This is a genomic window from Vibrio sp. D3, assembly GCF_043995865.1.
GTDB classification, from domain to species: domain Bacteria; phylum Pseudomonadota; class Gammaproteobacteria; order Enterobacterales; family Vibrionaceae; genus Vibrio; species Vibrio diabolicus.
The window spans coordinates 1,550,474-1,568,626 of record NZ_CP171886.1 but is presented as its reverse complement, the minus strand read 5'-3'; the positions used below and the strand labels follow the sequence as shown (position 1 = coordinate 1,568,626).

14 protein-coding genes and 1 pseudogene are annotated in these 18,153 nt (G+C 45.6%); 4 read left to right on the top strand and 11 right to left on the bottom strand.

Annotated features, from left to right (window positions below):
- Nucleotides 1–124: 124 nt before the first annotated feature.
- The 3 genes from ACHFJ9_RS06820 to norV are packed head-to-tail and all read right to left on the bottom strand — an operon-like array spanning nucleotide 125 to nucleotide 3,168.
- A complete protein-coding gene (locus ACHFJ9_RS06820; RefSeq protein ID WP_395354399.1) occupies nucleotides 125–463 on the bottom strand; it encodes a DUF1971 domain-containing protein in 339 nt (112 codons plus the stop codon).
- Nucleotides 464–507: 44 nt separating this feature from the next.
- Nucleotides 508–1,656 (bottom strand): NADH:flavorubredoxin reductase NorW, encoded by a 1,149-nt coding sequence (norW, locus tag ACHFJ9_RS06815; protein ID WP_395354397.1) that lies wholly within the window; start codon nucleotides 1,654–1,656, stop codon nucleotides 508–510.
- A 9-nt stretch (nucleotides 1,657–1,665) separates the two neighbouring features.
- Nucleotides 1,666–3,168, bottom strand: coding sequence for an anaerobic nitric oxide reductase flavorubredoxin (gene norV / locus ACHFJ9_RS06810; RefSeq protein ID WP_395354395.1), 1,503 nt, complete (start codon nucleotides 3,166–3,168; stop codon nucleotides 1,666–1,668).
- Nucleotides 3,169–3,358: 190 nt separating this feature from the next.
- On the opposite strand from norV, the gene norR reads away from it, so the two are divergent.
- From norR to azu, 3 genes are all read left to right on the top strand, one after another.
- Nucleotides 3,359–4,891, top strand: coding sequence for a nitric oxide reductase transcriptional regulator NorR (norR, locus tag ACHFJ9_RS06805; RefSeq protein WP_395354393.1), 1,533 nt, complete (start codon nucleotides 3,359–3,361; stop codon nucleotides 4,889–4,891).
- A gap of 88 nt (nucleotides 4,892–4,979) precedes the next feature.
- Nucleotides 4,980–5,630 carry an HAD family phosphatase gene (locus ACHFJ9_RS06800; RefSeq protein ID WP_225461277.1) on the top strand — a complete coding sequence of 217 codons (651 nt, stop codon included), beginning with the start codon at nucleotides 4,980–4,982 and terminating at the stop codon, nucleotides 5,628–5,630.
- A gap of 363 nt (nucleotides 5,631–5,993) precedes the next feature.
- The gene (gene azu, locus ACHFJ9_RS06795; RefSeq protein WP_005392455.1) at nucleotides 5,994–6,446 is read left to right on the top strand and encodes an azurin; all 453 of its coding nucleotides are present in this window, start codon (nucleotides 5,994–5,996) and stop codon (nucleotides 6,444–6,446) included.
- Between the two features lie 67 nt (nucleotides 6,447–6,513).
- Here the strand turns inward: azu and ACHFJ9_RS06790 are convergent, their stop codons facing one another.
- The 7 genes and pseudogenes from ACHFJ9_RS06790 to ACHFJ9_RS06760 form a co-directional block, all read right to left on the bottom strand.
- Nucleotides 6,514–8,559: an EAL domain-containing protein gene (locus tag ACHFJ9_RS06790; protein ID WP_395354391.1), complete on the bottom strand. Its 2,046-nt coding sequence runs from the start codon at nucleotides 8,557–8,559 to the stop codon at nucleotides 6,514–6,516.
- Between the two features lie 402 nt (nucleotides 8,560–8,961).
- The gene (locus tag ACHFJ9_RS06785; protein ID WP_025768531.1) at nucleotides 8,962–9,312 is read right to left on the bottom strand and encodes an ethanolamine utilization protein EutQ; all 351 of its coding nucleotides are present in this window, start codon (nucleotides 9,310–9,312) and stop codon (nucleotides 8,962–8,964) included.
- Nucleotides 9,309–10,625: an NAD(P)/FAD-dependent oxidoreductase gene (locus tag ACHFJ9_RS06780; protein WP_395354389.1), complete on the bottom strand. Its 1,317-nt coding sequence runs from the start codon at nucleotides 10,623–10,625 to the stop codon at nucleotides 9,309–9,311. The genes ACHFJ9_RS06785 and ACHFJ9_RS06780 overlap by 4 nt, the downstream gene beginning before the upstream one ends.
- A 12-nt stretch (nucleotides 10,626–10,637) precedes the next feature.
- A complete protein-coding gene (locus tag ACHFJ9_RS06775; protein WP_395355352.1) occupies nucleotides 10,638–11,921 on the bottom strand; it encodes an NAD(P)/FAD-dependent oxidoreductase in 1,284 nt (427 codons plus the stop codon).
- Nucleotides 11,910–12,071, bottom strand: a pseudogene (locus tag ACHFJ9_RS06770) (rubredoxin); the annotation flags it as partial. The pseudogene ACHFJ9_RS06770 and the gene ACHFJ9_RS06775, both read right to left, overlap by 12 nt.
- Before the next feature lie 142 nt (nucleotides 12,072–12,213).
- Nucleotides 12,214–13,650, bottom strand: a complete 1,437-nt coding sequence (locus ACHFJ9_RS06765; protein ID WP_258431273.1) for an aldehyde dehydrogenase family protein — start codon at nucleotides 13,648–13,650, stop codon at nucleotides 12,214–12,216.
- 1 nt (nucleotide 13,651) lies between these two features.
- Nucleotides 13,652–14,839, bottom strand: a complete 1,188-nt coding sequence (locus ACHFJ9_RS06760; protein WP_005392447.1) for an aromatic ring-hydroxylating oxygenase subunit alpha — start codon at nucleotides 14,837–14,839, stop codon at nucleotides 13,652–13,654.
- 319 nt (nucleotides 14,840–15,158) lie between these two features.
- Between ACHFJ9_RS06760 and ACHFJ9_RS06755 the strand changes: the two genes are divergently transcribed.
- Complete coding sequence (locus ACHFJ9_RS06755) at nucleotides 15,159–16,895, top strand: BCCT family transporter (RefSeq protein WP_114322813.1); 1,737 nt, start codon at nucleotides 15,159–15,161, stop codon at nucleotides 16,893–16,895.
- Nucleotides 16,896–16,990: 95 nt separating this feature from the next.
- Here the strand turns inward: ACHFJ9_RS06755 and ACHFJ9_RS06750 are convergent, their stop codons facing one another.
- Nucleotides 16,991–17,917, bottom strand: coding sequence for a LysR substrate-binding domain-containing protein (locus ACHFJ9_RS06750; protein ID WP_005392445.1), 927 nt, complete (start codon nucleotides 17,915–17,917; stop codon nucleotides 16,991–16,993).
- Nucleotides 17,918–18,153 lie beyond the last annotated feature (236 nt).

The following is an 18,153-nucleotide window of genomic DNA, read 5'->3' as shown; positions in this document are numbered from 1 at the left end:
CTGATTAAGTTTGCATGTCGTTACTGCCAATAAGCAAAAAAGAGCAGAGAAACGTCTCTGCTCTTTTACTTAATATGCGCTTTTCCCGATAAATTCACGCAATAATCAAATTATCTAGAAAGGTTTACTGCTTAGCGTGGAACATCGCTTGTCCACTTTTATCTTTATTCGACCAAAAGTTAATATTGAACTGTGCATCATCGCTCATTTCAATACGATGCCAATACTGTGGCGGGCTTGTCGCGAACTGACCTGCGTTGATCACGACGACCATTTCAGGCTCTGTCGCGAATTCATCTGCAAAACCATAATAGGTGACTTGCCCCTCCATTACGCATAACTGCCCAAACACGCCTTCGGCTGTGTTGTGATGAGTTAGAAGAGCAGGAGGCACACAGCCTTTGGTAAAAAAAGGCGTCGAACGTTGAACCGTCCAGTCTTTCGGAATACGAAGATGTGACATGGTTATCCCCTCTTTGAATATAAAATTGTGCCGCTTGAAGCGAGTTACGATTGTGCGACTTGAGACAGTTCACGCAGTAACGGAAAAGCCTGAGCCACTTGCTCACCCGTCACAACAAACCCTGTCAATATGCTTTGTTCATTTTCAGCTTTTGCCACGATGCCAGATTGAGAAATCTGCACATTCCAATTCGCGACAGCACTGAAGTCCCCGGCAAGCTGAATTGGGTAACTCGGCGTTTTGACTTTTACCATCATTGGCGGCAACTTCAATTGCGCTTCCTGCCCAAGCAACAGCTTACCTAAAACATTAGCGCTCAACACGATTGGCTGAAGGTATGGAAGCATACGCCCTTGTATCTCGGCGCAATCGCCCAGAGCGAATACATTGTTCGCAGAAGTCTGCAGCTTAGCGTCGACAGCAATGCCTTTCCCAACCTCTAATCCACAAGCATTCGCTAATTGAGTGTTTGAACGTAAGCCCGCGGCAGAAATCACTGCATCAGTCTCGATCACTTCACCGCTGTTCAAAGTCGCTACCAACGAATCGGCGTTACGACTCACCTCAACAACCCCATTTCCCAACGCCAATTGAATGCCTTGCTGCTTAAGTTGGCTTTCCAGAGGCAACGCCACAAACTCAGGAATAAGATTGGCAAGCAAGCGTTGGTTTGATTCAACCACCGTAACGGCTTTACCGCTGCTCGCAATATCCATTGCAATCTCAACGCCAATCAAACCACCACCGATAACCATTACGCGCTTTGCTTGACTGACTCTCTCTTCTGCGAGCTGATACTCTTGTAACGAATTGAGCGTTAGGACATCGCCAGAAGCATCACCTCGCATTGGAGGAACAAAAGCTTTCGCGCCCGTTGCAAAAACCAGTTTGGAGTACGCATAAACTTGTCCATCTGCTACCACTTGTTGGGCTTGCGTATCCACACTCTCAATTTTAGTGTGGGTTAATAACTCGATATGGTGCTCTTGGGCAAAAGCTTCTCCCGTTTTTACTACCAAATCCCTCGCGGTCTGTTTTCTACTGAACACATGGCTCAAATCGGGCTTGTTATACTCCGCACCGTCATCAGCGGTGAATACTTGAATTGACACCTGTGCATCCATTCGACGCACAGTTTTAACCAGTTGATAGGCAGCAAAGCCACTGCCTATGATTACAATTGGTGCTTGCATCACAGCTCCTTACCCCTTGAACTCAACAAATACATCTTTACCCAAGTGACACTCCGGGCAAAGGAAGTAATCCGGAACGTCTGACCACGTGGTACCCGGTTCAATTCCTTGGTTAGGCTCACCCTGAGCAGGGTCATACGCCCAGTTACAAACGGTGCAAATCATGCACTGGCAATCTGATGGATGTACTTCTGAGCTTGGATTAATAAGCTCCCTTTCGACCACGGCTTGCGTTTCTACTTGTACAACGGGCTGTGATTGAACTTGCGGTGCAGACGCAGCCATCATCGGAGACGCAACAGGGCTTGTTAGTGAATGTTCCGCCCACAATTTCGCGATGCTCTTGCCATGTTCACGACACTCACGCATCGCTTTACCATCTGGTCGCCATTTAGTTTTCAGGCTGACTGCCGTTTCAAAACCCGCGTCGGTCAACCGTGCGTGGATACGGTCTACCGCACCACCATTCCAGCCATAACTACCAAAGGCAGCGGCTTTCTTGGCTTTAAAACGAAGACCTGTGATCTCCTCCAGCATGCCAGCAATCTTCGGCATCATGACGTTATTCATGGTAGACGAACCAACCAAGATGCCTTTTGAGCGGAACACATTGGCGAGAATTTCATTCTTATCGTGCTTAGACACATTGAAGACTTTAACAGCGACACCCGGGTCGACATCGTGAATGCCCTGTGCAATCGCGTCTGCCATCATTCGGGTATTGTTCGACATTGAGTCGTAGAAAATTGTGATGCGATCTTCTTGGTAATTGTCCGCCCATTCCAAATATTGCTCGATGATTTGGACTGGGTTATCGCGCCACACAATACCGTGTGAAGTTGCAATCATGTCGACAGGCAAGTTGAAGCTCAGCACTTCTTTGATTTTAGCGGTTACCAAGCTGCTGAACGGCGTTAAGATGTTGGAGTAGTAACGCAGACACTGTTCCATCAACTCATTTTGATCCACTTCGTCGTTGAACAAACGCTCATCACAATAATGTTGTCCAAAGGCGTCATTACTAAACAGCACCGCATCACCCGTTAGGTATGTCATCATACTGTCCGGCCAGTGCAACATCGGCGCTTCTACAAATACCAATTGTTTACCGTTACCAATATCGATGTTGTCACCCGTTTTTACCGTTTTAAAGTTCCATTCGGGATGATGGTGATGACCAACAATCGAATCAATCGCCGCTTCCGTACAGTAAATTGGCGTGTTCGGAATCTTCTCCATCAATGCCGACAATGCGCCCGAGTGATCTTCTTCTGCATGGTTCACGACGATAAAATCGATCGTCTTAAGATCGATTTCCATTTCTAGGTTCTGGATAAATTGCTGGCTGAATCGATGATCGACCGTATCGATCAGCACCGTTTTTTCTTCACGAATTAGATAACTGTTGTAGCTGGTACCTTTTGTCATTTTGTATTCTGTACCGTGGAAGTCTTGAACTTCCCAATCGCGTTGACCTACCCAGTGGATGTTGTTTTTTACGTGAATTGTCATGATTACTACCTTGAATGACGGGATAAACAAAAATAATTTCTTCTTGTAATGCACTGGGCATGCCAACTTTTAATTGCTATATATTTCAATAATTTAATTAAAATACAACTTTAACAAGTGTCATTTAGACACAGTTGAAAATTGTCATTAAGACACTACAATAGTCATATTGACACAATTGGTATTGGCTATGACTTCTTTAATCGCGCAATGGCTACACATCACGCAAGACCTAAATTCAGCGCTCACTCGGCAAGCTCGATTTGATACCTTATTAACAACGATTCGCGAGATATTAAAATGTGATGCTTCTGCTCTTCTTTTGTATGAAGATCAGCACTTTAAGCCGCTGGCTATCAATGGCTTAGCAAAGGAAGTATTGGGACGCCGTTTTTCTATAAACCAACACCCGAGATTGGAAGCCATTGCACGCGCTGGCGATATCGTACGGTTTCCATCAAATAGCGACTTACCCGACCCCTATGACGGGTTAATTCCGAACCACGACGACAAGCTGCACGTCCATTCATGTATTGGTCTCCCTTTGTTGATCGACGATCAATTGATTGGCGCGATCACTATTGATGCCTTCGACCCGAATCAGTTCGATGGTTTACTCAATCAAGAACTACGCTTTTTCAGTGCGTTAGCCGCGGGTGGCTTGCACACTGCTCTACTACTGGAGCAGTTAGAAACACAAGCAAGCTTGCCACGTGAGTCTTACACTGAGAAACGCACACTAAGCAACGAAATCATTGGCAAATCTGCTGGGATGAAAGCACTTCAAGAGCAAATCGATGCGGTGGCAGATACCGAACTATCTGTGTTGATAATGGGTGAAACAGGGGTTGGTAAAGAGCTCGTCGCAAACGCAATTCATCATCGCTCTCACCGAGCCAATAATACCTTGGTGTACTTAAACTGTGCCGCGTTACCTGAGTCTGTCGCAGAGAGTGAGCTTTTCGGCCATATCAAAGGCGCATTTACAGGTGCAATCAGCAATCGCAAGGGTAAGTTCGAGCAAGCCGACGGCGGCACACTGTTTTTGGATGAAGTCGGCGAACTGTCGTTAGAACTGCAAGCTAAGTTACTTCGAGCTCTCCAATACGGCGACATCCAACGTGTGGGTGATGACCGCCATATTCGAGTCAACACACGCATTGTGGCGGCAACGAACCGTGTTCTGCATGAAGAAGTAAAAGCTGGCCGTTTCAGAGCAGATTTGTACCACCGTTTGAGTGTATTCCCTCTTCATGCTCCCCCACTTCGTGAACGTGAAGACGATGTCGTGCTACTGGCTGGTTTCTTTGCAGAGCAACTACGCAGCAAGTTGGGGCTGAACAGTGTTCGACTCTCTCCCACTCTAGTTCAAGCACTCAAAGATTACTCTTGGCCGGGCAACGTGCGTGAACTGGAACACGTAATCAAACGAGCGGGCGTGCTTGCCAAAGCTAGAACTCAATCGCTGGATATCGAATTGGTGGAACAAGATTTCGATATCAAAGCATCGAACAATCAGCCCATCACTGAAGAGCCAGGTATACCTAGCTCTTCATTTGAACTGTCAGACGCTGGTTTAAAGCAAGCCACTGACACCTTCCAAAAAGCCATTATTCTAAAAGCACTAGAGCAGAATCAAGGAAACTGGGCTGCAACAGCACGTCAGTTAGAACTCGATAATGGTAATTTACACCGCTTAGCCAAACGGCTAGGTATAAAGTAAAAAAGGATACGGACGGTTTGAATTCCGCAAGAAAATCTATCTCGCTTATGTCAAAATGCACCATCACAATCGAAAAGTCTGTAATGTAATGAACTACCAAGCTGCTATTTTTGATATGGATGGTTTGCTCCTTGATACTGAGCGCGTCTGTATGCGTATTTTCCAAGAAGCATGTGAAGTCCAAAACCTTCCGTTTTATGAAGATGTTTACCTGTCGATCATTGGTCGCAATGCGGCAGGTATTGAAGCAATTTTCCGCAAAGCCTACGGTGAGAACCTAGACCGCCTGCATCATGAATGGCGTACTCGTTACAATGCTGTCGTCAAACACCAAGCCATCCCAGTGAAAAATGGTGTTGTTGAGCTGCTAGAATGGCTGAAAGCACAAGGCTTACCAATCGCAGTAGCGACTTCTACGGCAAAAGAGGTGGCGAAAATCAAACTGGAATTAGCGGGTTTGAGTAAGTACTTCGACAACCTCACCACAGGCTGCGAGGTAAACCACGGTAAACCCGATCCAGAAATCTATTTGCTGGCAGCGAATCGTCTGGATGTAGAACCAAGCCAATGTTTGGCCTTTGAAGATTCCAATAACGGTGTTCGCGCAGCCGTGGCAGCGAATATGGTTACTTATCAGATTCCGGATTTAGTTGAACCTTGCGAAGAGGTAAAACAATTTGGTCATTTCATCGTGCCGTCATTACATGAAGCGTTAGATGCGTTGAAGCAAAATCGCTAAACGTAAACTGCCGCTCTAACTGTTAAAGCTCAGCAATTTGGCTGAGCTTTTTTATGCTTGAGCCTCTCCTCTCACCTTCTCTAATCTACTTCTAATAAATGCCCAAGATACTGCTCCAAAGGCTTAATAAGATAGACCTTATCTCTGCACGGGGCGTGTTCCTTTCTTTTTTGATTTACCTCACGCCATCGCATGAAATAGGGTCTATGAGTGATCAAATAGTGGAACTAACCAGTACAACTTTGCAACAAAACGTCAATATACCGCTTGAAGCACGTTTTTCGAGTGAAAATTGGCTGATAATGAGAACTATTGGATGAGATTAATCCAAGTCAGCCCAAAATATAAAATGGAGAGTGTTATATGTCTTTACGTTTATTAGCAGCAACCTTCGCATTAGTAGGAATGAGCTTTGGTGCCCAAGCCAGTGCCGAGTGTGAAGTGTCCCTAGATGCTAACGATATGATGCAGTTTTCTACTAAAACACTGAGCGTTCCAGCCACTTGTAAAGAAGTAAAACTGACGCTAAACCACACAGGTAAAATGCCTGCACAATCAATGGGTCACAACGTCGTTATCGCAGATACCGCTAATCTACAAGCAGTAGGCACGGACGGCATGGCAGCAGGTGCAGAAAACAATTACGTGAAGCCAAATGACGACCGTGTATACGCTCACACAAAAGTGATTGGCGGCGGTGAAAGCACCAGCATTACGTTCAGCACTGAAAAAATGAAAGCTGGCGGCGACTACTCATTCTTCTGCTCATTCCCTGGTCACTGGGCGATCATGCAGGGTAAATTTGAGTTCAAATAAGAGCTAACAAAGTCAAAACAAGACTCACTATAGGGAAGCCATCGCTTCCCTTTTTATTGCACCTTAGTTAAGCACGTCGATGGATAATCTCATCCAAAGGTACAGGCCTTGCTAAGTAAAACCCTTGAACTTTATCAACCCCACTTGACCGCACAAAGTCATAGTCAGACTGCGTTTCCACCCCTTCCGCTACGACCTCGCAATTTGCAATATGTCCTAACTTAGCAACCAATCGATACAGTTGCCGTCCACGATGATCGTTAGCGTCCAATAGCAGCGATCTGTCTAGCTTAATCTTGTTAAATGGATACTTGAACAAATGAGGAAACGATGCGTAGCCCGTACCAAAATCATCCATTGTGATACGAACTCCCATACTCTGTAGAGCTTTCATGGTGTTAGTTAAAGAAACTTCATTGTCTAATACGGCTTCTTCAGTAATTTCAATTTCAAGCCATTCAGCCGGGATTCCAAAATAGACCAACCGGCCTTGTAAATGCTGAACAAAATCCACTTGTTGAATGGTAGCAACAGAAACATTAATGGCCACTCTTCGTTGCTCAGATAATCCCATTTCCTTCATATCCGACAACACCTTTTCGAGTACTAATTTATCGAGCAGTGGCATGGCATCTAACCGGTGAAAATCTTCAATAAACGTTGGTGAAAGTAAGTTTCCATCTTCATCTTTATATCGAATAAGCGCTTCGTAAGAATACTGTTCCGCATCCTTTGTTGAGTGCTGCTTTTGATAAAACATCACCAACTCGCCTTCACGAAGAATGGAAGTTAAACGCTTCTGCGCGGATGACTTGCTGATACTCGATGTGTTCGCATCTTTCACACTACTGAGTAGTGATTTAAATAGGGATTGTTCTAAACCATTGTAAGTATTACTTACACCAAGCTGCCCCACATATTTGCCTGCATAGGCTAGATAAAACGGTCGATAAATTAGTACACCAATCGCAATCACCACCAGTTGAAGTATCGCCCCTTGAACCTGATGCCCCATTGCAACATAACCACTCAACAGAGGCGGTGTCATCCAGTTCACAATATTTTCAACAGGCGCAATTAAGCCGGAAGCAATCGCGCAGTAGGTGATGATAAAACTTACCAGCGGTACTAATACAAATGGGACGACCAGAATAGGGTTAAAGATGATAGGCAAGCCAAATAGCAGCACTTCATTGATGTTGAACATCACCAATGGTGCTGCCGCTAATGCCAGTAAAATATGATTGCGCTCTTTAGCGAACAATAACAGACACAGGAGTAAACTAATGCTATTCCCTGACCCGCCCATGGATAAAAATGCGTCGTAAAAACCTTGGCTAATGACGTTAAGCGACGCTTCGCCTGTTTGCCAAGCAGCCATGTTGGCTTCGGTCGCAGCGTATATTTGCTGCTTGATGGCAAACAACATGTTGTGACCATTAATGCCCGACGCTCCTAATAAGCTCAAGATGGATTGATAAAATAACCCTCCTGTGAACGTCAGCGGATCAAAGTTAAGTCCAGCCACTGCTGTAGTAAAAGCATCCATCACCGCTGCGGTGACATGAGATAAGCTAACCGCAAATAAAACGAATACGAAAAAATGTAAGACATCTTTAAAAAGACGAGAAGAGAAGTCCATTGCTTGAGGATCAAGCAGCTCAATTCGGAAACTTTTACAATAAACGTATGACACCGTTGCACTAAAGAGTGCTAATAACGGGTTATTCGGCAACATGTAATTACTAGAAAGGCTGTCATTCTCTATTGAAATTAAATAGAACATGACCAACGAATAAATGATGATAATCGCGCTCGACACATTCACTTTATGCGATAAATAGTAACCAGCCACAATGCAAAACGCTGTGGGATATAAGTTGATTAAAATATCAGAAAGATGGAACAATAACTGAGAAACCTCTGACACCCCTAGGATTCTAGAAGCGTGACCAAAAAAGATGGCAAGTGCGTTAGATAGCGTCAGCGGTAACAGCAATAAGGCAATAGATGCGAGATCAGTAAGATAAGATTTAGATCCAAGTCGCCATTTATCTGTAAATACCGTTAGACGATGAAAGGGGTCAAATACGCGTTCACGACGAGTGTGCATGGTGAGTTCTTATATTAAGTAATAATCATCGGCTGCGAAATAGGCAGCCGTAAATGCAACGGACAGACTCAGTAACGTATTATTTGGTGGATAATTTTTAGTGTTTCTATTGGCTAAAACAATAGTTTGAATTGCCAGTCACAGCGCAAAGATGTCGCAAGTGCAATTTAACGATTATATACCCCTTGATCCAATGAAATTATTATCCTTAACGATAAAAGCCATACCAAGCATCTCGATATGGCTATCGTTAAAACTGATGTATATACCCAAATGACTTCAAGAAGGAGGCTTCGGTGACACGCCCTTAACGAGCGAGTTGATTTGGCTCACATACACTGTGAACGATTTTTGATTTAGCACGAGTAGAACTTCAAGTCGTTGTCTCGTCTGTAAAACAAATCATTCAATCCCGTGTAGCTCTTTCCAGTTTCCTGGATGAACCACGTAGCCGAATAGAGCATGCCCACCATAAACCAGCTCGGTTCCTTCCGGGATCCATAGCATCTGACCTGGGTGCACAAAATGTGTCTCACCATTTGCGGTCAGCTCGAAACAGCCTTCAATCACAAAAATAACCTCATCATAAAGCACCGTCCAAGCCACTTGAGCGCCTTCCCATTTAGCAAAGCCTACGCCAATGTTTGGTGAGATTTCTGGGCTTAACGCTCGGGCTACGTACGCCATTCCCGGCGTATCACCACGAACATTAAAATCTAGGTTTTTACTATCAACGAGTTTGACTTGCTTCATAACTCACTCCTGCTTTGCCATTTTGCTAATTGGATACGCGTTTTTACTCCCATGCCTAAAAAAGGCTCTGGCGGATTCAAACAAGGCATCCCTGTCACTTGCTGTATGTCATCCAATGATTTAGATGTCGCACCTACGACATAGTCAGCTAACAGCGTTCCAGAAATAGTTCCCCACGCAGCACCAACACCATTGTCACAAGCGCTGGCATAAACACCTTCATCTAATTGACCAAAAAAGTTAGTAAAGTTACGAGAGATGGCATATACCCCACCCCATGTGTGAGTAAATGGTATGTCGGCCAGCTCGGGGTAACGCGCCAAAAAGACTTGACGATGATCGTCTCGGATTTGCTCTCTGACTTTATCGTTCATGCTTGAGCCATATTTCGGCACGTGTTTGTAAGTATTTCGGATCAAAATACGTCGATCGGCGGTCATACGTAACGTCGTTCCCGCATGATCTGCTGGAGTTAAACCCCAATTCAGCTCACCTCCGTATCGTTGCATTTCTGCGTCGGTCAATGGACGCGTCCAGCTTGCAAACGTCATCACTGGCAGTAATCTGTTTTTAAGGTAACCAAACTCACGAGTAAAAATGCTGGTGCCAAGTAACAGTTCAGTGGTTTCAACAGAACCACTATCTCCATGTAATACCCAGTAACCGTTTTCTTTACTGAGTTTGCGGATTGGCGAGTTTTCTAACAACTCGACATTCTCTGGAAGGCTTTCCCCTAGCCCACGCACCAGAGCAGCAGGTTGCATTAAATAACCACCTGGCGTGTAAATTGCGCGGCTGTAGTAATTTGTCCCTAAAACTTTCGCCAGCTCACTGCCATTAACATGGAAGTATGGTTCGCCAAGGTCTTTCATTAGGTGCTCAAAGTGATCGAGATACGCTTCACCGCGCGCCCCTACGGCTCCTTGATATTTGCCCTTTGCTGACCACTGACAAGAAATACTGTGCTTCGACACTAAAGTGTCTAGCTGAGCAATCGCAGAACGGTTGAGCGATAACAACTTTTGTTTGTGCTCAGGGTCGGGATGCTCAAGTGAAAACTTATGAGGCAAATCGATCACAAAGCCCGAATTTCTCCCTGACGCCCCTTGGCCGATACGTTGCGCATCAATCAGTATAATTCGTGCGTTAGGCTGAAGCTCAGCTAAACGTCTTGCCATAGCTAGTCCAGCGAAACCGGCACCTAGCACGGCATAGTCAGCAGTTTGTTTACCTTTTAACGCTGGTTTTTCTGCAATACTTGGCAACGCATGGTACCAACCACATGTTGCATCATCATTGGGTAAATGAATCATCTTCTTTCTCCGTTACGCTGCTGAAAGTTTCAATGACAATTGATCTAGCCAAGGACTACGTAATGACTGTACTTTTCTTCCTAGCAACGCAAAGCCAAGCATCGTTCCCTCAGGAGAATAAAACGCAGCGGTCAATTCATCTGCCTGACTCTCGATATACCATTGTCCCAGTTCGTTCGGGGCAACCGGGAAAATAGTGAGTGGAAGAATCGGCGTTTTTACAATCACAGGAGTTGGCGTTAACGAGATTGACGCGACATCGCCTAGCAAGCTTTTCGCTACGGAAGGAATCATTTGATTAATCGGCGCAATATACGGCTGCCAACCTTGCTCGGTTTCAACACAGTCGCCTAGCGAGTAAATACTCTCATCACTCGTCTGGCCGAATTGATTCACTTTAATGCCGCGGCCCACTTCGAGCCCTGCTTGCTCAGCCAGCGATACATTTGGCTTGAGTCCAACCGCGCTTAGCACTAGGTCTGCTTCAATTTGCTTGCCACTGTTTAGATGCAAAACCGCGCTTGATTCGGACCTTGGCTCGATTCTGGCGATACTGTCTTGTAGAGCCCATTGCACGCCTCGATCGGCAAGTGCACTTTGTAATGATTCACCCAACTGTTGCGGGATCAAACGCTCCATTGGCCATTGACCTAACCCGATAACTGTTACTTCATAACCGCTTTCGATCAGGTCATTCGCGAACTCACAGCCAATTAAGCCATCACCTAGGATTGCGATGCGCTTTTTGTCTTGCAGCTCCGCTCTGAAACGCCGGTAATCAACTAAGTCGTTCACACTCATAACACAAGAGCGATCACCCTCAATTGGGATTTCAATCGGTGATGCACCTGTTGCCAGTACCAAGCGACTGTAGGCGTATTTACCGATGGAGGTATGTAGCGTTGAATTGGCACGATCGATATGTTCAACACGGGTATGCGGGTAAACGCGGATATTGAGACGGCTTTCCCACTCCAACGCGCTTTCACTTTGTAGCGCGTCGCCGTCTTTATTCATGACCAGTGCATTAGACAAGGCAGGCTTGCTGTACAGTGCGCCATCATCAGCGGTAAAGACAGTGATCGGAACCGTTTCAGATTGCGCTCTAAGTGCCGCTGCCAACTGGTAACCACTGTGGCCACTACCGATGATAACGATAGGGTCAGCTGAAAATATAGGCTGAGTGACTTCAGATGGAAGTGGCTGAGCCGCATTTGGCTGAACAGACGATCCTACCGACACCGAAGACACTGCCGCGACCTCTTCTACTGGCGTATCGTCGGTGATTTCGATCATTTCAAAATCGGCCTTACCCACTAAACAGTCGGGGCATAACCAATCATCCGGCACATCTTCCCATGCTGTTCCTGGTGCAATGCCATCGGATGGCCAACCTTGTGCTTCATCATAGATTAAGCCGCAAATAATACAGAGCCACTTTCTCATCACTTTTACTCCAACTACCTTGTTCAGAATTTCCGTGTTTACAAACCGCTGTCAGATTTGTAGCGATTCCATCAACCTCGCCCTAGCTTGTGGTCTGAAATCCAAGCCGGTGCGAGGTGATGAAAATCAAGTTACACGGTAGCTATACGTTGCTGTCTTGCTGCAAACGAATGGCAATATTGCGTGTCTGGACATAGCTATAAATCGCTTCTTGTCCTTTTTCTCGCCCAAAACCGGACAAGCCCACGCCACCAAATGGTGTTTCGATACCACCAGCAAACCATTCATTGATGAACACTTGCCCACCACGCAGTTGCTGCGCCACACGCAATGTTTGGTTTAGGCTTTCACCAAAGACACCAGCGACCAGGCCAAAATCGGTGCCATTCGCGATCTCGATTGCTTCTTGCTCAGTTTCAAACGGTGTAATCACCAACACAGGACCAAACACTTCTTCTTGTGCAATGCGCATATCTGGCGTGGCTTCAATCACTGTTGGTGCCACAAAGTAACCCGATAGATCAGGTGCGTAGCCACCCGTCAGGATGTTTGCGCCGTCGGCTTTTGCTTGCTCTATCATTTCAAGCACGCGTGCTTGTTGATCAGCCGATACCAACGGTGTGATGTCCGGCTGGCTTTCGCCTTGGCCAATGGTTAGGCTTTTTGCCATTTCCACAACCGCCGCTTTTACTTCTTCATAACGCTCTTTTTGAATCAGCAAACGAGACATTGCCGAACAAACTTGACCCGCGTTAAAGAAAATACCGACTTGAACGCTTTGTAAAAGCGTTTCGAGACTCACATCTTTCAGTGCGATAGCGGCCGATTTACCACCCAGCTCCATCACAGATGGTGTGGCGCGTTGCGCTGAATCTTTCAGGATGCGTTGGCCGGTCGGTACCGAACCCGTAAAGACAATTTGATCAACGTCTTGGTGCTGCACCAAATGACTGCCAACCACAGAACCTTTGCCACATAGCAGGTTAATCGTGCCTTTCGGGAAGCCCGCTTTTTCAATCGCTTTAATCAACAGTGTCATGGCAAGTGGAGAAATCTCTGGCGATTTGATCACCACTGCATTACCAGCAGCTAATGCTGGTGCCAATGAGCGTGCACAAATAGAAACTGGGAAATTCCACGGCACAATCTGCACCGACACGCCAAACGGCACATATTGAGTGAAGTCGACATAGTCTTTACCCAACGGAATTGACGTGCCTTCCAGCTTGTCGGCCATGCCTGCGTAGTATTCAAAGTAACGTGCCGACTCTAAAAACTCATCTTTGGCATCTTGCAAAGATTTCCCATTTTCACGACAGGCAACTAACCCACCTTCATCAACCATTTCACGAATAGCTGCGGCGGCTTTTAACATCCACTCGGTTCTGACGGCTGGACGAACGTCCGAAAGAAGGCCTTGATTGACCACTCGGCGTGCCGCTGCCATTGCGCGATCGGCATCGGTGATAGTGGCTTCTGCAATCGTCGCATACGCTTCGGCTGTGCCAGGATTCATGACGGTCAGCGCTTGCTCTGAATCGCACCACTCTCCATCAATATAATTAAGGTAATGCATCATCTTACTGCTCCAGTGCCGCTTTCACTTGCTTTGCCAACCAGGTTTGGAAGAAATGCGTCGGAACATCCATTTCTGGTGAGAACACGCCACCACTAAAGCCAGGTGAGTAACGACCTTCCTGCATACCTTCGACCGCTCCAATATCTTCGCCGAACACGACTCGCCACGACTCAACGGTAGCGGTACGACACGCAGCAAACTCATCTTTCGTTGCTTCATCACCCACATAGAAAACACGTAGGTGCTCAACACTCTTATTCGCAGTGATTGGTTCAATCATCATTGCAAAGGCATGATCGGCTTGAATACCAAGCAACACGTTTGGAAAGAGTGCAACGTATTCTGCATGACGCAGTTTATCTTCTGGCCAGCTTGGAAATTTAGGTAAGTGTGTTCCTGCTGTATCAGAAAGGTTGTACGCGAGACTACCTTGACCAGCAAAGCGCTCTGCAAACATGATGTTGTAGTGATCCTCTAGGCGAGAATAACTGTTCAAACTCGGATGCACCCAAGGTAAGTGGTAAGCCTCACAGTAGTTTTCTACGGCAAGCTTCCAGTTACTTTTCACTTCGATCTCTAAGTTGCCACCCATGTTCACGCGGCGAAGAAGACCTAACCCATCTTCACCTAAGAACTGCTGCCAACGTTGCTCTAGCGGCGCGATATGATCTTCAAAGCTTTCTGCATTGCCCGATAAGTTAACGAATACCATGTCCATCCAAACGGCTGAACGAAGTGGCTTAAGGCCGTGTTTTTCACACTTAAATCGATCATCTTTGTGTTTTGCGATACCACCGATGTGTGGTGTGCCTTTTAGATTGCCGTCAAGATCGTACGTCCATGAATGGTAAGGACAGCGAATCATGCCTTGAACTTCGCCTGCCTCATGCACCAGCTTCATACCACGATGACTACATACGTTGTGGAAGACTTGGACTTCACCTTGACGATTTCTCATCATGAGTAGTGGAAGATTCATGAAATCAAGTGGCATCACATAGCCATTTTTAAGCAGGTCTGATGCAAAACCAATGCATACCCAAGTGTTACCAAACACCTGATCACGCTCAAAAGTAAAATACTCTTCGCTGGTGTAGGCCTGATTCGGCATTCCTGTTGCTTCACTGATTGGGTTCAGTACATTATCAACAAGTTCAACAGGAATAATGGTTTGGTTGACATTGCTCATATTCTTATCTCCGAGAGTCGAGTTGCATCCAGTGCGTACAACATCGTGTTGTGTTAGTGGAGATGATTTTGATTAACAACCCAGCAACAAACAAACGACTTTTTCGCCGGGTTTGGATGAGTTTTTGTCATTCGTGCATTGATCTCAAACAACAAAATAACCTTTTAATTAAAAAGGTTCTTCTTGTCATGATTAATACTCATTAACCGATGAGTATTAATCAGTTGAAACACAAAAGCCCTCTCTCTACTCTCTTTCAAAAATTAACAATAACGCAACAAACAATAACGCTAAAACAAAAGCACTGTGAGGGATGCCTATGAGAGCAACATCTGGGATATTGAAAGGACTCAATCCGACTGTGACTATCGCATCAAAGATCGTCGTTATCGGTTTTGTACTTTTCTGCGCCATTCTCGCCAACCAAGCGGGTCAATACTTCGAAACGATTTCCGGCATTTTGCTGCAGAATATGAAGTGGTTTTACATCGGACTTGTTTCACTCGTTGTCGGTTTTCTTCTTTATCTTATGGTTAGTCGATATGGACATATTCGTTTGAGTAAAGATGACGAAAAACCAGAGTTTAGTTATTTGTCTTGGGTATCCATGCTTTTTTCCGGAGGCATGGGGATAGGCTTAATTTTCTGGTCGGTCGCCGAACCGATGTGGCATTACGCTGACAACCCATTTACTCAAGGCCTGACCAATGAAGCCGCAACAACATCAATGAAGCTGACATTCTTTCACTGGGGTCTACACCCTTGGTCTGTCTTTATTATTGTTGCACTCGCATTAGCCTACTTTTCCTACCGTAAAGATCTGCCTTTTACCCTACGCTCTATCTTGTACCCTTTGATTGGCGATCGTATTTATGGGCCTATCGGGCACACGGTTGATATCCTAACAGTCGCGGTGACTGCTTTCGGTATCTCTCAAACCTTGGGGATGGGAGTTATCCAAATAAACTCTGGTTTGAATCAAGCCTTTGGTCTAGACATTAGTTTGGGGATTCAACTCTTTATTATCGTTTCCCTTTGTACTTGTGCGGTTGCGTCGGTGCTATCTGGTGTAGGGAAAGGTATTCGCCGTTTATCAGAATGGAACATGCTGCTTTCACTCGCACTCGTGCTGGTCGTACTTTATATTGGCCCAACTCGCTATATCTTAAATACGCTACTTGAAAGCACGGGGCTTTATGCACAAAACATTGTCGGTATGAGCTTATGGAGCGATGCACAGAATGACTCTGGCTGGCAAAACTGGTGGACGGCTTATTACTGGCCTTGGTGGATGACTTGGGCACCTTTCGTTGGCATGTTTGTAGCTCGTATCTCTAAAGGACGCACAATACGTGAACTTATCGGTGGTGCATTAATTGTACCTACGCTAATCACTTTTTTATGGATTTCAGTATTTGGTGGTGCAGCGTTGAAGGTAGAGCAAGACGCTCGTGTTGCTCATCAAGAGCAAGTCACTGCGGCACAAGAAGCAAAACAAACACCACCTGCAGATTTTTCTGGCGGCCCGATTCTTGAAGCGACTAAAGCCGATACGACACGCGCTTTGTTTACGCTATTCGACAATCTAGATACAGGTATGTTTGGTAAACTACTTAGCGTGCTTGCGTGTCTATTACTCGGTACTTATTTCATTACCTCCGCTGACTCGGGTACCTTGGTTCTATGTACCCTCGATGCCGCTGGACACAGTGAGCCTCCTACGTCTATACGCGTATTGTGGGGAATCATGATCGCTGCCATTGCGGGAGTGCTTCTATACGCAGGAGGTTTAAAAGCAATGCAAACGGCCTCCATTATTGCCGGTTTCCCTATCGCCATTTTTATCGCGGTGATGAGCTTAACGCTGTTCCATAGTATTCGACGCGAACCTAAGCCATGGGCAATGCTTCCTGAGCATGTTCACCCAGAGCAAGAGAAACTTGATGGTCCTGTTGAACCGCTTGTTGAAAGCAAAACGGTAGCTTCTGAACCTATTACTTCAACATCCTCGCTGAAAGATGATTCGACACTCAATCAAGGACCAGCACTCACTTAGTGCGTCATTTCATCCAATCAATTCAAACAAAGCGGGAACTGATATTCCCGCTTTTTTAACATTACCAAACTCTGTTCTTTTCTCCACTTATTGATTTAGGCTAAGCCTCGATCACCTACCTCATCTGGCAACTGATGCAAAAGCCATTCTCTAAAACGTTTGACGCTTGCTGGGATTAAACCTCTATTTTTAGGTTCAAGCATAGAGAAATTGGAAGGTGTTGAAAGCACGTGTTCGACTGGCCTAACCAAAGCGCCGCTTTGTAAATAGTCGTCCACTAATGAGCCCCAGGCTAACGCGATGCCCTGACCATTAATTGCCGCTTGTAACAGCATTGGATAGTTATTGATGTTCATGCGATTACGAGGCGAAATATTTGGCAACCCCACACTTGCAAACCACTGCTCCCAATTCACCCAATCTCTTTGAGACTCTTCCAGATAGAGTAACGTTTTATTGAAGATTTCTTCTGGCTCACTAGGCTGGCCGATTTTCTCTAAATAAAGCGGGCTACACACAGGGAATACTTCTTCTGAAAATAGCGTTGTCACATCCATTTCCGCAGGTGGAGTGCGACAATAAAACAAGGCGATATCGCAATCTAATCGGCGTAAGTCCAACACATTATCTGAGGCCAATATCCTTATATCGATGTCATCATGTTCATTTTGAAATTGAGCAACCTTAGGCAACAACCACAAGGCTGCCATTGCATTTGTCGTCGCAACCGTGATCTTTTGTTCGCCCTGCCACTTCTTCACTTCACCCGTAATTTGAGCAATATCGAGCAAAGATTGGCTGACGGCTTGATAATATTGAAGACCTGTAGGCGTTAAGTTAATGCTTCGATTGGCTCTCGTGAACATAGCCTTGCCCAAGTATTCTTCTAATTGTCTAATTTGGCGACTGATAGCACCTTGGGTCACGTTTAGCTCGTCAGCGGCTAACGTAAAACTCAAGTGCCGCGCCGACGCTTCAAACGCAACGAGGCTATTTAAAGGCGGGAGGGGTTTGATTTTCATGTATCTTCCAGTAAGGCAGTATTGTAATTATTTTTATTCCCGGCAATCTTATGTTGCACGTGGATAATGCCATTCTGGACAACACCTCAAAAACGACAATTTATAAATGATAAAAAATAGAGATGAATCATAAATTGTTGTGAGAGAGGCAACCGTATACAGTTTCGTGGCTACAACGAGCACAAAAAGAGGAGCAGTTACTCCTCTTTTGCCTAGCCTTTTGCTCACTTTCTTCG

What these genes read in the sequence shown, in the direction of transcription:
- norV (WP_395354395.1), bottom strand. Translation starts at nt 3,168, where the DNA reads ATGACAATTCACGTAAAAAACAACATCCACTGGGTAGGTCAACGCGAT.
- norW (WP_395354397.1), bottom strand. Translation starts at nt 1,656, where the DNA reads ATGCAAGCACCAATTGTAATCATAGGCAGTGGCTTTGCTGCCTATCAA.
- ACHFJ9_RS06755 (WP_114322813.1), top strand. Translation starts at nt 15,159, where the DNA reads ATGAGAGCAACATCTGGGATATTGAAAGGACTCAATCCGACTGTGACT.
- ACHFJ9_RS06750 (WP_005392445.1), bottom strand. Translation starts at nt 17,917, where the DNA reads ATGAAAATCAAACCCCTCCCGCCTTTAAATAGCCTCGTTGCGTTTGAA.
- azu (WP_005392455.1), top strand. Translation starts at nt 5,994, where the DNA reads ATGTCTTTACGTTTATTAGCAGCAACCTTCGCATTAGTAGGAATGAGC.
- ACHFJ9_RS06785 (WP_025768531.1), bottom strand. Translation starts at nt 9,312, where the DNA reads ATGAAGCAAGTCAAACTCGTTGATAGTAAAAACCTAGATTTTAATGTT.
- ACHFJ9_RS06775 (WP_395355352.1), bottom strand. Translation starts at nt 11,921, where the DNA reads ATGATCGAAATCACCGACGATACGCCAGTAGAAGAGGTCGCGGCAGTG.
- norR (WP_395354393.1), top strand. Translation starts at nt 3,359, where the DNA reads ATGACTTCTTTAATCGCGCAATGGCTACACATCACGCAAGACCTAAAT.
- ACHFJ9_RS06780 (WP_395354389.1), bottom strand. Translation starts at nt 10,625, where the DNA reads ATGATTCATTTACCCAATGATGATGCAACATGTGGTTGGTACCATGCG.
- ACHFJ9_RS06765 (WP_258431273.1), bottom strand. Translation starts at nt 13,650, where the DNA reads ATGATGCATTACCTTAATTATATTGATGGAGAGTGGTGCGATTCAGAG.
- ACHFJ9_RS06800 (WP_225461277.1), top strand. Translation starts at nt 4,980, where the DNA reads ATGAACTACCAAGCTGCTATTTTTGATATGGATGGTTTGCTCCTTGAT.
- ACHFJ9_RS06760 (WP_005392447.1), bottom strand. Translation starts at nt 14,839, where the DNA reads ATGAGCAATGTCAACCAAACCATTATTCCTGTTGAACTTGTTGATAAT.
- ACHFJ9_RS06820 (WP_395354399.1), bottom strand. Translation starts at nt 463, where the DNA reads ATGTCACATCTTCGTATTCCGAAAGACTGGACGGTTCAACGTTCGACG.
- ACHFJ9_RS06790 (WP_395354391.1), bottom strand. Translation starts at nt 8,559, where the DNA reads ATGCACACTCGTCGTGAACGCGTATTTGACCCCTTTCATCGTCTAACG.